The organism is Variovorax beijingensis, assembly GCF_007828835.1.
GTDB classification, from domain to species: Bacteria; Pseudomonadota; Gammaproteobacteria; order Burkholderiales; family Burkholderiaceae_C; genus Variovorax; species Variovorax beijingensis_A.
In genome coordinates this window covers 1,135,745-1,148,511 of the sequence record NZ_VIVL01000001.1, presented here as the reverse complement: position 1 = coordinate 1,148,511, position 12,767 = coordinate 1,135,745, and the positions used below count along the sequence as shown (strand labels likewise).

The 12,767-nt window shown below is 68.9% G+C and carries 14 protein-coding genes; 11 read left to right on the top strand and 3 right to left on the bottom strand.

Annotation, left to right across the window (positions count from 1 at the left end; genetic code table 11):
* Positions 1 to 102: 102 nt before the first annotated feature.
* The 6 genes from FB547_RS05495 to FB547_RS05470 are packed head-to-tail and all read left to right on the top strand — an operon-like array spanning position 103 to position 6,849.
* On the top strand, positions 103 to 876 hold the full coding sequence (locus FB547_RS05495; protein ID WP_145740257.1) for a crotonase/enoyl-CoA hydratase family protein: 774 nt from the start codon (positions 103 to 105) through the stop codon (positions 874 to 876).
* Positions 873 to 2,726 (top strand): feruloyl-CoA synthase, encoded by a 1,854-nt coding sequence (locus FB547_RS05490; RefSeq protein WP_145740254.1) that lies wholly within the window; start codon positions 873 to 875, stop codon positions 2,724 to 2,726. Before FB547_RS05495 ends, FB547_RS05490 begins: the two co-directional genes overlap by 4 nt.
* Positions 2,727 to 2,751: 25 nt before the next feature.
* Positions 2,752 to 3,516, top strand: a complete 765-nt coding sequence (locus tag FB547_RS05485) for an SDR family NAD(P)-dependent oxidoreductase (protein ID WP_145740252.1) — start codon at positions 2,752 to 2,754, stop codon at positions 3,514 to 3,516.
* 46 nt (positions 3,517 to 3,562) lie between these two features.
* Positions 3,563 to 4,552, top strand: coding sequence for a Bug family tripartite tricarboxylate transporter substrate binding protein (locus FB547_RS05480; protein WP_145740250.1), 990 nt, complete (start codon positions 3,563 to 3,565; stop codon positions 4,550 to 4,552).
* Between the two features lie 7 nt (positions 4,553 to 4,559).
* Complete coding sequence (locus FB547_RS05475) at positions 4,560 to 6,317, top strand: acyl-CoA dehydrogenase family protein (RefSeq protein ID WP_145740249.1); 1,758 nt, start codon at positions 4,560 to 4,562, stop codon at positions 6,315 to 6,317.
* A 40-nt stretch (positions 6,318 to 6,357) separates the two neighbouring features.
* On the top strand, positions 6,358 to 6,849 hold the full coding sequence (locus FB547_RS05470) for a MarR family winged helix-turn-helix transcriptional regulator (protein WP_145740247.1): 492 nt from the start codon (positions 6,358 to 6,360) through the stop codon (positions 6,847 to 6,849).
* Positions 6,850 to 6,864: 15 nt separating this feature from the next.
* Here FB547_RS05470 and FB547_RS05465 read toward each other — a convergent pair whose 3' ends face one another.
* Positions 6,865 to 7,527, bottom strand: coding sequence for a TetR/AcrR family transcriptional regulator (locus FB547_RS05465; protein WP_145740244.1), 663 nt, complete (start codon positions 7,525 to 7,527; stop codon positions 6,865 to 6,867).
* Between the two features lie 130 nt (positions 7,528 to 7,657).
* On the opposite strand from FB547_RS05465, the gene FB547_RS05460 reads away from it, so the two are divergent.
* From FB547_RS05460 to FB547_RS05445, 4 genes are all read left to right on the top strand, one after another.
* Complete coding sequence (locus FB547_RS05460) at positions 7,658 to 8,101, top strand: VOC family protein (protein ID WP_145740242.1); 444 nt, start codon at positions 7,658 to 7,660, stop codon at positions 8,099 to 8,101.
* Positions 8,102 to 8,139: 38 nt separating this feature from the next.
* Entirely contained in the window at positions 8,140 to 8,559 is a 420-nt protein-coding gene (locus FB547_RS05455; RefSeq protein WP_145740241.1) for a VOC family protein, read from the top strand.
* 40 nt (positions 8,560 to 8,599) lie between these two features.
* Positions 8,600 to 10,087, top strand: coding sequence for a DHA2 family efflux MFS transporter permease subunit (locus tag FB547_RS05450; protein WP_145740239.1), 1,488 nt, complete (start codon positions 8,600 to 8,602; stop codon positions 10,085 to 10,087).
* A 64-nt stretch (positions 10,088 to 10,151) separates the two neighbouring features.
* The gene (locus FB547_RS05445; RefSeq protein WP_145740238.1) at positions 10,152 to 10,511 is read left to right on the top strand and encodes a DUF1428 domain-containing protein; all 360 of its coding nucleotides are present in this window, start codon (positions 10,152 to 10,154) and stop codon (positions 10,509 to 10,511) included.
* A 15-nt stretch (positions 10,512 to 10,526) separates the two neighbouring features.
* On the opposite strand, the gene FB547_RS05440 is transcribed toward FB547_RS05445, so the two are convergent.
* Entirely contained in the window at positions 10,527 to 11,285 is a 759-nt protein-coding gene (locus FB547_RS05440) for a sulfite exporter TauE/SafE family protein (RefSeq protein WP_145740236.1), read from the bottom strand.
* Between the two features lie 227 nt (positions 11,286 to 11,512).
* Here FB547_RS05440 and FB547_RS05435 point away from each other — a divergent pair, with 227 nt between their 5' ends.
* The gene (locus tag FB547_RS05435; protein WP_145740234.1) at positions 11,513 to 11,992 is read left to right on the top strand and encodes a DoxX family protein; all 480 of its coding nucleotides are present in this window, start codon (positions 11,513 to 11,515) and stop codon (positions 11,990 to 11,992) included.
* 6 nt (positions 11,993 to 11,998) lie between these two features.
* Here the strand turns inward: FB547_RS05435 and FB547_RS05430 are convergent, their stop codons facing one another.
* Entirely contained in the window at positions 11,999 to 12,742 is a 744-nt protein-coding gene (locus tag FB547_RS05430; RefSeq protein ID WP_145740580.1) for a Crp/Fnr family transcriptional regulator, read from the bottom strand.
* Positions 12,743 to 12,767: the final 25 nt, after the last annotated feature.

Here is a 12,767-nt window from a genome sequence, read left to right as displayed (position 1 = left end):
CGTTGTCTCCAGTACGGGTAAGTCCCTAGGGATCGGGGGGCTCAAGTGCCTTGAATTGATTATTTATCATAACCATAATCCAACTCACACACGAATGTAATCATGACCAATCCCGACCTCCAACTCGACATCCGCGACGACGTGGCCATCGTCCGCCTGACGCGCGGCGCCAAGCGCAACGCACTTTCGGACGGCCTGATCCTCGCGCTGCGCAACACCTTCGAGACGCTGCCTTCCACGGTGCGCGCCGCGGTGCTCGACGGCGAGGGCCCGCATTTCTGCGCCGGCCTCGACCTGAGCGAGCTGAAGGAGCGCGACGCCGGCCAGGGCATGCAGCATTCGCGGCTGTGGCACGGCGCACTCGACCTGATCCAGCACGGCCCGGTGCCGGTGATCGCGGCGCTGCACGGCGCGGTGGTGGGCGGCGGCCTCGAACTGGCGAGCGCCTGCCACATCCGCGTGGCCGACCGCAGCACCTTCTACGCACTGCCCGAAGGCTCGCGCGGCATCTTCGTGGGCGGCGGCGGCTCGGTGCGCATTCCCAAGCTGATCGGCGTGGCCCGCATGACCGACATGATGATGACCGGCCGCGTCTACAACGCCGAGGACGGCGAGCGTGCCAATTTCGCGCAGTACCTGGTCGACGAGGGCGCGGCCTTCGACAAGGCCTTCGAACTCGCGAAGCGCGTGGCCACCAACGCCCCGCTGACCAACTACGCGCTGATGCATGCGCTGCCGCGCATCGCCGAGCAGTCGGCCGACCACGGCTTCTTCACCGAAGCGCTGATGTCCGGCATCGTGCAGAACGCGCCCGAAGCCAAGGCCCGCGTGCGCGACTTTCTCGAAGGCCGCGGCGCGAAAGTGAGCAAGGAATGACCACCATCCGATACCGTCCGCTGGCTTTCGGCGTCACGCGCGCCGTGCTGCGCCAAGGTGCGCCGGGCACGCAGTACCTGCGGGCCGAGACAGCGCTCGGACCCTACCGCGACCGCATGACCGACCGCCTCGCGCACTGGGCCGAACAGGCGCCCGAGCGCACCTTCATCGCCCGCCGCGAACGGCTGGCCGACGGCAGCACCGGCGACTGGCAGCGCGTGAGCTACGCCGAGGCGCTGCAGAAGGCGCGCAGCATCGGCCAGGCACTGCTCGACCGCGGGCTGGATGCGGAGCGCCCGGTCGCGATCCTCAGCGAGAACGGTATCGAACACGCCCTGATGGCCCTCGGCTGCCTTTATGCGGGCGTGCCGTACTGCCCGGTGTCGCCGCCCTACTCGGTGGTGAGCCAGGACTTCGAGAAGCTGCGCCACGTGCTGGACACCCTCACGCCGGGCCTGGTGTTCGCCGCCGACGCCGCGCGCTTCGGCCGCGCCATCGCCGCCGCCGTGCCTGCCGACACCGAAGTCGTGATAGCCGAAGGCACGCCCGAAGGCCGCGCGGTCACAGCGTTCGATGCGCTGGCCGCCACGCCCGCCACGCCCGCCATCGACGCCGCGATGCGCGCCACCGGCCCCGACACCATCACCAAGTTCCTCTTCACCTCGGGCTCCACCAAGATGCCCAAGGCGGTGATCAACACGCACCGCATGTGGTGCGCCAACCAGCAGCAGCTGCGCCAGTCGATTCCCGCCCTGGGCGAGGAGCCGCCGGTGCTGGTCGACTGGCTGCCCTGGAACCACACCTTCGGCGGCAACCACAACGTGGGCATCGTGCTTGACAACGGCGGCACGCTCTACATCGACGACGGCAAGCCCACGCCAGGCGGCATGGCCGAGACGCTGCGCAACCTGCGCGAGATCGCGCCCACCATCTATTTCAACGTGCCGACCGGCTTCGAGGCCATTGCGCACGCCATGGAAACCGATGCGGTGCTACGGCGCAACCTGCTGTCGCGCGTGAAGATGTTCTTCTACTCGGGCGCCGCGTTGTCGCAGCCCGTGTGGGACAGCCTGCACCGCACGCAGGAGTCCGAGGTCGGCGAACGCATCGTGATGGGCACGGGCCTGGGCATGACCGAGTCCGGCCCGTTCGCGCTCTACGTCACGGGGCCCGAGGTCAAGTCGGGCGACGTGGGCCTGCCCGCGGCCGGCATCGAGCTCAAGCTGATCGAGGTCGACGGCAAGACCGAGGTGCGCTACCGCGGCCCCAACATCACGCCCGGCTACTGGCGCGCCCCCGAGGCCACGGCCGAAGCCTTCGACGAAGAGGGCTTCTTCTCGACCGGCGACGCGGTGAAATGGATCGACGAGTCGAACATCCACCGCGGGCTGCGCTTCGACGGCCGCATCGCCGAAGACTTCAAGCTGGCCACCGGCACCTTCGTGAGCGTGGGCCCGCTGCGCGCCAAGATCATCGCGGCCGGCGCGCCCTATGTGCAGGACGCGGTACTGACCGGCATCAACCTGAAGGAAGTCGGCGCGCTGGTCTTCCCGACGCAGAAGGTGCGGGAGCTGGCCGGCCTGCCCGGCAGCGCCACCATGCAGCAGGTGCTCGAAAGCGCACCGGTGCAGGCGCACTTCCAGCAGGTGGCCAACGCGCTGGCGGCCATGGGCACCGGCAGCGCCAACCGCATCGCACGGCTGCACCTGATGGCCGAGCCGCCCTCCATCGACAAGGGCGAAGTGACCGACAAGGGCTCCATCAACCAGCGCGCCGTGCTCAAGCACCGCGCCGAAATCGTCGAGGCGCTGCATGCCGACACCCTGCCCTTCACCCTGAAGCCCCGCTGAACCACCACCCGAGGAGACATACACCATGAAGATCGAAGGACAAGCCGCACTCGTGACCGGCGGCGCATCGGGCCTGGGCGAAGCCACCGCGCGCGAACTGGCGCGCCTGGGCGCCAAGGTGGCCGTGCTCGACCGCAACGCCGAGCTGGCCGAGAAGGTGGCCGCAGAGATCGGCGGCGTCGCCTGCGTCTGCGACATCACCGACACCGACAGCGTCAATGCCGCGCTCGACAAGGCCGAGGCCGCCCACGGCACCGCGCGCATCCTGATGAACGTGGCGGGCATCGGCAGCGCCAAGCGCATCGTCGGCAAGGACGGCAACCCGGCGCCGCTCGAAGACTTCGTGCGCGTGGTCAACATCAACCTGATCGGCGGCTACAACATGGCGCGCCTCTTTGCGGCCCGCTGCGCCAAGCTGGAAGCACTCGACAACGGCGAGAAGGGCGTGATGCTCTTCACCGCCTCGGTCGCGGCCTTCGACGGCCAAGTGGGCCAGCAGGCCTACAGCGCCTCCAAGGGCGGCCTCGTGGGCATGACGCTGCCGATGGCACGCGACCTCGCGCAGCATGCGATCCGCGTCTGCACGGTGGCGCCGGGCCTCTTCGCCACGCCGCTCCTGATGGAACTGCCCGAGGCCGTGCAGCAATCGCTGGCCGCATCGATCCCGTTTCCGCCGCGCCTGGGCAAGCCTTCGGAATTTGCCGAGCTGGCCTGCCACATCGTGACCAATGGCCACCTCAACGGCGAAGTCATTCGCCTCGACGGCGCCCTGCGCATGGCGCCGCGCTGATTTTCAGCCCCAGCAAACAGAGCCCGGAAGACAAGGAGACAACACCATGACCAACAGACGCCAATTCGTGCAGGCACTCGGCGGCGCAGCCGCGCTCAGCGCCCTGCATCCGCTTGCCGCACTCGCCCAGGCCGTGCAGCAGGCCAAGATCTACTACGGCTTTCCGGCCGGCAGCGCGGGCGACAGCGTGGCGCGCCGGGTGGCCGAGAAACTGGGCGACACGCCCTATTCGAAGATCAACGCGGTGGTCGAGAACAAGCCCGGCGCGGGCGGGCGCATCGCGCTCGACACGCTCAAGACCTCGCCGGCCGACGGTTCGGTGCTGTGCCTCGCGCAGGCCTCGGCGCTCTCGACCTACCCGCACATCTATACCAAGCTGAGCTACGGCCTTGCCGATTTCGCGCCGGTTTCCATCGGCGCCGTGATGACGCACGGCCTGGCCGTCGGCCCGATGGTGCCGGCCAGCGTGAAGACGCTGAAGGACTACATCGCCTGGGCCAAGGCCAATCCCGGCCAGGCCAGCTACGGCTCGCCGGGCGCGGGCTCCACGCCGCACTTCCTGGGTGCGCTGCTGGGCCTGAACACCGGCACCGACCTGCGCCACGTTCCCTACCGCGGCTCGCTGCCGGCCATCAACGACGTGGTGGGCGGGCAGATCGCCTCGAGCATGACGCCCGTGGGCGACTACCTGCCCTTCGCCAAGGCCGGCAAGCTGCGCGTGCTCGCCACCTCGGGCGCCCTGCGCGCGGCCTACCTGCCCGACGTGCCCACCTTCACCGAACAGGGCTTCCCGGAAATCGTGGCCGACGAATGGTTCGGCTTCTTCGCGCCGGCGAAGACGCCCGCCCCCGTCATCGCCGCCGCGAGCACGGCGATCCAGGCCGCGCTCAAGGACAAGGCCGTGGCCGACGGCCTGCTGTCGGTCGGCCTGGTCGCGCACGGCTCCTCGCCCGAGGACATGAAGAAATCGCTCCAGTCCGAATACGAGCGCTGGGGTCCGCTGGTCAAGAAGATCGGCTTCACCGCCGAGTCCTGAGACACCGATGGATTACCGCCCCCGCCCCGAGGACAGCCGCTTCATCCTGAACGCGGTGCTCGATGCACCTTCGAGGCTGCGTGCGCTCGCGCCCTTCGCCGAGGTCGACGAAGCGCTGCAGGCACAGGTGCTCGAGGAAGCCGCGCGCTTCGTGGCCGAGGCGGTGGCACCCATCAACCGCGGCGGCGACGAAATCGGCTGCCGCTTCGCCAACGGCGAGGTCGCCACGCCGCCCGGATTCCGCGCGGCCTACCAGGCCCTGGTCGATGGCGGCTGGCCCGGCCTGTCGGCCGCGGTCGAAGACGGCGGCCAGGGGCTGCCGGCCGTGCTCGAAGCCATCCTCTACGAATGGCTGAGCGCGGCGAACCACGGCCTCACGATGGCGCCGGGGCTGCTGCACGGCGCCTATGCCTGCCTCAAGCACCACGGCAGCGACGAACTGAAGGCGCTCTACCTCCCGAAGATCGCCACCGGCGAATGGCTCGCCACCATGTGCCTGACCGAAGCCCACGCGGGCAGCGACCTGGGCCAGGTGCGCACGCGCGCCGTGCCGCAAGCCGACGGCAGCCTGCGCGTGAGTGGCGGCAAGATCTTCATCTCGGGCGGCGAACACGACCTCACGCCCAACATCGTGCACCTGGTGCTGTGCCGCATGCCCGATGCACCCGCCGGTCCCAAGGGCCTGTCGCTGGTGCTCGTGCCCAAGGTGCTGCCCGACGGCACGCGCAATGCGGTGCACTGCGAGCGCATCGAAGAGAAGATGGGCCTGCACGGCAGCCCCACCTGCACGATGCGCTTCGACGACGCCACCGGCTGGCTGGTCGGCGAGCCGGGCCGCGGCCTGGCCGCGATGTTCGTGATGATGAATGCGGCGCGCCTGCATGTGGCGCTGCAGGGTATCGGCCTGCTCGACGCCGCCTGGCAGAAGGCCGAGGCCTATGCGGCCGAGCGCCGCCAGATGCGTGCGCCCGGCGCCGTGCCCGCCAGCCGCGGCGCCGAAGCCGCGGACCTGATCGCCGAGCACCCCGCGATCCGCCGCATCCTCGACACCCAGCGCGCCTGGATCGACGGCGCGCGCACGCTTGCCTACCGCAGCGCACTGATGCTCGACGTGGCCGCGCACGACGCCGACCCCAAGGCGCGCGAACGCGCGCAGCACTGGTGTTCGCTGGTCACGCCCGTGCTCAAGGCCGCCTGCACGCAGCAGGCCTTCCATGGCGCGAGCGAATGCCTGCAGGTGTTCGGCGGCCACGGCTACGTGCGCGAATGGGGCATCGAGCAGATCGTGCGCGATGCGCGCGTGACCATGATCTACGAGGGCACCAACGAGATCCAGGCCATCGACCTGCTGGTGCGCAAGGTGCTGCCTGACGGCGGCGCCGCGATGTCGGCCGTGCTGCTCGAACTGCGCGACGCGCTCGACGCCTCGCGCGAGGCCGATGCCGACGTGCAGCGCCGGCTTGCGCAGCTGCGCTACCTGGGCACCACCATCGCGATGGCCGCGCATGCCAACCCCGTGCTGTCCTACGAAGTGGCCGACGACTACCTGCGCGCGGTGATGCTCGCGATGCTGGCCTGGGCCTGGGCGCGCATCGATGCGGCCGAGGCAACGCCGGCCGAGCGCGCCGCCAGGGCCGGCCCGGCGGCCGCGCTGCGGCGCTGGGTGCTGCCCGAATTCGACATGCGGCTGGCCATCGTCAAGCGCGCCTGCGAAGGTGTCGCGATGACGCACGACGCCGCAAAAACTCCCGCCGCCGCGCGCTGACGGAAGCCCGGCCGGGCCGGCCACGAGTTACGCTCGGGCCATGCCCCGTCCATCCAAGAACAGTCCCGCCAAAGCAGAGCCGGCCGCAGCGCCAAGCGGCAAATCGGAGCGGCTCGACGCCCGCATGCTGGAAGCCCTGGTCGGCTACAACGCGCGCCGCGCCTGGCTCATCGTGAGCAGCGTGTTCGCCGAGCGCATGGCGCCGTACGGCCTCAAGCAGATCGACTTCTCGGTGCTGTCGCTGCTCGCGCACAACCCGGGCGCCACCTCGCGCCAACTGTGCAACACGCTCGACATCCTGCCGCCCAACCTGGTGAGCCTGGTCGCCACGCTCGACAGCCGCGGACTCATCGAGCGCCGCCCGCATCCGCACGACGGCCGCGCGGTGGGCCTGCACCTCACCGAGGCCGGCGAAAAGCTGATTCGCGAGGCCGAGCAGACCGTGACGCAGCTCGAGGCCGACGCCAGCGCCCGGCTCACGGCACGCGAGCGCGAAACGCTGATCCGGCTGCTGCAGAAGATCTATCTGTAGCCGAGGCCGCCCAGGCTAGAGCCCCCGCTCCACCATGTCGATCAGCCGCTGCCCCAGCGCGTGGCTGGCTTGCGCATCCATGCCCTTGAGCGGTCCTTCGATGATCAGCAGCGCCAGGCCGTGCACGGCCGACCAGGCCAGGTATTCGGCGTTCGGGCGGTGCGAAGGGTCGAGCGCACCCGCTTCCAGGAGCCGGTCGATCGCGGCGCCCAGCAGCTGGAACGGGTCCTTGCCGCTGGCGCCGGCCCTCGCCGGCCCCACCTCCCCTTCGGCGTCTTCCGACGACACCACGAAGGCGGTGCGGAACAGGCCCGGCTCGGCCTGGGCAAAGCGCAGATAGGCAGTACCGATGGCCCGCACCTGGGCCCGCGCGAAGTCGACGGGCGGCTGGTCGCAGGGCAGCACCGCCAGTTCCTTCTCCATGGCCCCGGCTGCCGCCGACAGCGCGGCCGCGCGCACCGCCAGCAGCAGCTCGCGCCGGCTCGCGAAATGGCGGTAGGCCGCATTGGGCACCACGCCCGCGCGCCGCGTCACTTCGCGCAGCGCCACCGCCTCGGGGCCGCCGTCGCGCGCCAGTTCGATGCCTGCGTCGAGCAGCGCGCGGCGCAGGTCGCCGTGGCGGTAGGTGCTGCGAGCCGCGGGCGGGCTGGGGGCTGGCGGGACGATGCGGGGGCTCATCAAAGAAATCTCCATGTGGACAGTGTCCATTATGTCTGCTATTCTTTGTGGACGGTGTACACAAACTTAGTTATTCCGTATGCGCGCAGGTCCCTGCGCATCCTTTCATCCTCAGTCCAAAGGAAATGCCATGAAAGTCCAGTCCTATCTGTCCTTCGAAGGCCGCTGCGACGAAGCGCTCGGGTTCTACAAGAAGGCGCTCGGCGCCGAGGTCGTGCAGCTCATGCGCTACAGCGAGGCGCCCGAAATGCCGCCCTCGTCCGATGCCGACGCCAGCTGCGGCGGCGGCGCGCCGGCGGCCGACAAGGTGATGCACGCGGTGGTGCGCATCGGCGAAACCGAGCTGATGGCCTCCGACGGCCGGTGCTCGGGCCAGCCGGAGTTCAAGGGCATCATGCTGGCCCTCACCGCCTCCACCGACGCCCAGGCGCGCCAGTGGTTCGATGCGCTGGCCGACGGCGGCCAGGTGATGCAGCCGCTCACGCCGACCTTCTTCAGCTCCAGCTTCGGCATGCTCGCGGACCGCTTCGGCGTGGGCTGGCTGCTGGTGGTGGCGCCCGCCGCCTCCGCCTGAAAGCAGGGCTCGGCAAGAAAACAACCAAGGAAAACCTCATGTCTCCCATCCACGCTTATCTCTCGTTCGACGGCAATGCGGCCGAGGCCATGCGCTTCTATGAAAAGACGCTTGGTGGCACCATGCAGATGATGATGACCATGGGCGAAGCCCCGGGCGCCGGGCAGTTTCCGCCCGGCGCCGAAAAACGCATCATGCATGCAGCCCTGGCCTACGGCGACGGCATGCTGATGGCCTCCGACACCATGCCCGGCCAGCCCTATGAAGGCATGAAGGGCTTCGGCGTGGCACTGACGATCGAGACCGTCGCGGAAGCCAGGCGCGTGTTCGACGCCTTCGCCGAAGGCGGCAAGGTCACGATGCCTTTCGAGAAGACCTTCTGGGTCGAGGGATTCGGCATGGTGACCGACCGCTTCGGCACGCCCTGGCTCATCAACGGCGGCAAGCCGCTGGTCTGACCCCGCCCCTCCCATCCGCAACCCGCAGGAACCGCTCTTCATGACCGACACACTCGACAACAACCGAAAGCGCTGGCTCGCACTGATGGTGCTGTGCCTCGGCGTGCTGATGATCGTGCTCGACACCACGATCGTGAACGTGGCACTGCCCTCGATCCGCACCGACCTCGGCTTCACCGAGACCTCGCTGGTCTGGGTGGTGAATGCCTACATGCTGACCTTCGGCGGCTTCCTGCTGCTGGGCGGGCGGCTGGGCGACCTGTATGGCCACCGCAGGCTCTTCCTGATCGGCCTCGTGCTGTTCACGCTGGCCTCGCTGGCCTGCGGCCTCGCCAATTCGCAGGTGCTGCTGGTCGCGGCGCGCGCGGTGCAGGGGCTGGGCGGCGCGGTGGTTTCGGCCGTTTCGCTCTCGCTCATCATGAATCTGTTCACCGAGCCGGCCGACCGTGCCAAGGCGATGGGCGTCTACGGCTTCGTCTGCGCGGGCGGCGGCAGCATCGGCGTGCTGCTGGGGGGGCTGCTCACGAGTTCGCTGAGCTGGCACTGGATCTTCCTGGTGAACCTGCCGATCGGCGTGGCCGTGTATGCACTGTGCATGGCGCTCTTGCCCAGCGCGCGCGGCCACGCGCATGGCGAGAAGCTCGACGTGGCCGGCGCCGTCACTGTCACGCTGTCGCTCATGCTCGCGGTCTACGGTGTGGTCAACGGCAACGAAGCCGGCTGGGGCTCCGCGCAAACGCTGGGCCTGCTCGGCGCTGCCGTGGTGCTGCTCGCGATCTTCATCGCCATCGAGGCGCGCGTGCAGCACCCGCTGATGCCGCTGGGTCTCTTCCGCCTGCGCAGTGTGTCGGTCGCCAACGTGGTGGGCGTGCTGTGGGCGGCGGCGATGTTCGCGTGGTTCTTCATCTCCGCGCTCTACATGCAGTTGGTACTGAACTACACGCCGATGCAGATCGGCCTCGCCTTCCTGCCAGCCAACATCATCATGGCGGTGTTCTCGCTCGGCCTCTCGGCCAGGCTGGTGATGCGCTTCGGCATCCGCAAGCCGCTCGCGGCCGGACTCTGGCTCGCGGCCATCGGCCTTGCACTCTTCGCGCGCGCCCCCGTCAACGGCAGTTTCGTCATCGACGTGCTGCCCGGGATGATGCTGCTCGGCCTGGGTGCCGGCATGGCGTTCAACCCGGTGCTGCTCGCGGCCATGAGCGAGGTCGACCCGGCCGATTCGGGCCTCGCCTCGGGCGTGGTCAACACCGCCTTCATGATGGGCGGCGCACTCGGGCTCGCCGTGTTGGCCAGTGCCGCCGCGGCGCGCACCAGTTCGATGGAAGCGGCCGGGGCGCAGATGCCCCTTGCGCTCACCGGCGGCTACAACCTCGCGTTTCTTGTCGGCGCCGTGTTCGCGGCGCTGGCAGGTTTGCTTGGGGCGCTGCTGCTTCGCACCGCATCTCCGGGGTCCACTCGGAACGACAAGAACAACAAGGGAGCCGCGGCATCCGCAAGCACGGCAAACCGTGCAGCGGCGTCTTGAGGGCCCGCCCATCCGGCGACCCGCTTTTCTTTTCTATTTTCCGTTTCTTTCAAGGAGACTTTCAATGGCTCGCTATGTCGACGGCTTTCTCGTCCCCGTTCCCTCGAACAACGTCGAGGCCTACCGCAAGCTGGCCCGCAAGGCCGGCAAGATCTGGATGGAATACGGCGCGCTCGAATATGTGGAATGCATTGCAGACGACGTGAAGCCGGGAAAATTCACCTCGTTTCCGCAGAGCGTGAAGCAGAAGGCCGACGAAACCGTGGCCTTCTCGTGGATCGTCTACAAGTCGCGCAAGCACCGCGACGCGGTCAACGCCAAGGTCATGGCCGACCCGCGCATTGCCGCGATGGACCCCAAGACCCTGCCTTTCGACGGAAAGCGGATGATCTTCGGCGGCTTCAAGTCGATCGTCGAGTTCTGAGCGAAAGCTCCGGCCTCAGGCGAAGAATCCGTCGTAGACGAGCTTGAGGCCTGTGAGCAGCATGCCCAGGTACACGAAGCGATAGAACCAGGTCGCATCGATGCGCCGGGCAATGCGGATGCCCACCCACACGCCGAGCGGCGCCAGCGGCATCAGCGCCGCCGATGTGGCCAGCGTGCGCAGGTCGATCAGGCCGAGCCATGCGTAGGGAATCCACTTGCTCAGGTTCACCACGAAGAAGAAATACGCCATGGTGGCGGTGAACACCACCGGCTTGAGCCGCAGCGGAATCACGTAGGCATTGATCGGCGGCCCGCCGGCATGCGCGATGAAACTCGTGAACCCCGAGACCGCGGTGAGCGCCGCGCCCACCGCGCGCGAGGGCAGCGGATCGTCCGGCCTGGGCGGAAACGCGAGCCGCTGCGCAAGGAACAACAGCGTGAACACGCCGACGATGCCGGCCACGGTGTGGGCCGAGAGCGTGCGGAAAAGCAGCGTGCCGATCACCGTGCCGAGCAGTCCGAAAGGAATCAGGAACTTGAGCAGCGCGCGGTCGAAGTCGTTGCGGAAGGCGGCCAGGCCGAGCAGGTCCATCAAGAGCAGCAGCGGCATCAGGATGGCCGCGGCCTGCGGCACGGTGACCGCCAGGGCCATCAGCGGCACCGCCAGTGAACCGAAGCCGGCGCCGAAGCCGCTCTTGCTGATGCCCAGCAGCAGCACGGCGGGAACGGCCACCGCATAGAAATGCGGATCGGTGATGAGGGGAAAGACCATGGGAAAGGAAGCGGCGCAGAAAAAAGCCCGCCGTGTCGGCGCTGGCGGGCCACCCGAGCGTAGCAGGATGGCGCGGGCCCTGCAGGCGCTTCGGCACGGCACTTTGCGGCCATGGACCGTCTTCGGAAACTGTGCGTAAACGCACATACCGCCAGGCAGCGGCTGCGCACACTGGAACCGCAACCGCCGCGCTCCGCGGCCGCCCTCTCATTTTTCAAGGATCCGCCATGAACACCCAGGCCGTAGCCGCCAACGCCGCGCGTGCGCCGATCGCACCTTCGCAGGCTTCCTCCGCCTTCTCCCCCGCCACGCCGGACGACGCCGGCAAGCTGCTGCTGCGCCTGGCGATCGGCGTGCTCGTGCTGCTGCACGGCATCTTCAAGATCTCGGCCGGCGTGGGCTTCGTGAGCGCGATGCTGGCGAAGGCCGGCCTGCCGGGCGGGCTGGCCTACCTGGTGTACGTGGGCGAGATCGTGGCGCCCCTCCTCATGATCGCCGGCTTCTGGACCCGCGCCGCGGCCGGCGTGGTCGTCATCAACATGCTCGCGGCCTTCGGCCTGGTGCACATGGCCGACCTGTTCGCGCTGACCAAGCAGGGCGGCTGGGCGCTCGAGCTGCAGGGCCTGTACCTGTTCGGCGCGCTCACCGTGGTGCTGCTGGGCGCGGGCCGATTCAGCCTTGGCGGGCTGCGCGGCCGCTGGAACTGATCCGGCTCAGCCGGCGTCGCCCCGCACCTGCGAGACCATCGCCTCGAGCCGGGCGACGTCGGCCACCCGCAGGGCCTTGCCGTCCTTCTGCAGCACGCCGCTGCGCGCCAGCACGTTGAGTTCGCGGGTCACCTGCTCGCGGTTGGTGCTGATCTGGCTCGCCAGCGCCGCATGCCTGGGCGCCGGCTCCAGCCGCGCCTGGTTGTGCGCCACGCCCGCGGCCCGCGCGAGGCGCAGCAACTCGGCATGCAGCCGGTTCTGGACCCCCAGCGTGCTCAGGTCGATCACGCGCTCCGACAGCTGCCGCACCAGCGAGGCCAGCCGCTGCATCACCCGCTCGGCCACCAGCGGCTCCTCGCGCAGCAGGGCCAGGAAGGCGGCGCGGTCGAGGCTCGCAAGCACGCTCGGCAGCAGCGTGACCACGTCGGCCGAACGCGGCCCGCCGTCGATGGCGGCAATGTCGCCGAAGTGCTCACCGGCTTCCGAATCCCTGAAGGTCACCTGCCGACCGTTGGCCGCGTAGGTGGTCACGCGGACCCGGCCCGAGACCAGCAGGAACACCTCGCCCTGCTGCTCGGCACGCAGCAGCAAGGGCTTGCCGGCCTCGACGCTGTGCCACAGGCATTGCTGCGCGAGCAGGTCGAGCCGCTGGTCTGAAAGGCCTTCGAACAGCGCGATGCGGCGCAGCGCGAGGCTGGAACGGGGAATGTCTGGAGTGAGGGCCATGCCGGTGGAGAAGGGCGGGCGCATTATGCTCGGGTGCCCTTCGAAGCCA

Excerpts from the sequence above, each read along its gene's own strand:
- FB547_RS05495 (WP_145740257.1), top strand. The coding sequence starts at position 103 with ATGACCAATCCCGACCTCCAACTCGACATCCGCGACGACGTGGCCATC.
- FB547_RS05490 (WP_145740254.1), top strand. The coding sequence starts at position 873 with ATGACCACCATCCGATACCGTCCGCTGGCTTTCGGCGTCACGCGCGCC.
- FB547_RS05485 (WP_145740252.1), top strand. The coding sequence starts at position 2,752 with ATGAAGATCGAAGGACAAGCCGCACTCGTGACCGGCGGCGCATCGGGC.
- FB547_RS05480 (WP_145740250.1), top strand. The coding sequence starts at position 3,563 with ATGACCAACAGACGCCAATTCGTGCAGGCACTCGGCGGCGCAGCCGCG.
- FB547_RS05475 (WP_145740249.1), top strand. The coding sequence starts at position 4,560 with ATGGATTACCGCCCCCGCCCCGAGGACAGCCGCTTCATCCTGAACGCG.
- FB547_RS05470 (WP_145740247.1), top strand. The coding sequence starts at position 6,358 with ATGCCCCGTCCATCCAAGAACAGTCCCGCCAAAGCAGAGCCGGCCGCA.
- FB547_RS05465 (WP_145740244.1), bottom strand. The coding sequence starts at position 7,527 with ATGAGCCCCCGCATCGTCCCGCCAGCCCCCAGCCCGCCCGCGGCTCGC.
- FB547_RS05460 (WP_145740242.1), top strand. The coding sequence starts at position 7,658 with ATGAAAGTCCAGTCCTATCTGTCCTTCGAAGGCCGCTGCGACGAAGCG.
- FB547_RS05455 (WP_145740241.1), top strand. The coding sequence starts at position 8,140 with ATGTCTCCCATCCACGCTTATCTCTCGTTCGACGGCAATGCGGCCGAG.
- FB547_RS05450 (WP_145740239.1), top strand. The coding sequence starts at position 8,600 with ATGACCGACACACTCGACAACAACCGAAAGCGCTGGCTCGCACTGATG.
- FB547_RS05445 (WP_145740238.1), top strand. The coding sequence starts at position 10,152 with ATGGCTCGCTATGTCGACGGCTTTCTCGTCCCCGTTCCCTCGAACAAC.
- FB547_RS05440 (WP_145740236.1), bottom strand. The coding sequence starts at position 11,285 with ATGGTCTTTCCCCTCATCACCGATCCGCATTTCTATGCGGTGGCCGTT.
- FB547_RS05435 (WP_145740234.1), top strand. The coding sequence starts at position 11,513 with ATGAACACCCAGGCCGTAGCCGCCAACGCCGCGCGTGCGCCGATCGCA.
- FB547_RS05430 (WP_145740580.1), bottom strand. The coding sequence starts at position 12,742 with ATGCGCCCGCCCTTCTCCACCGGCATGGCCCTCACTCCAGACATTCCC.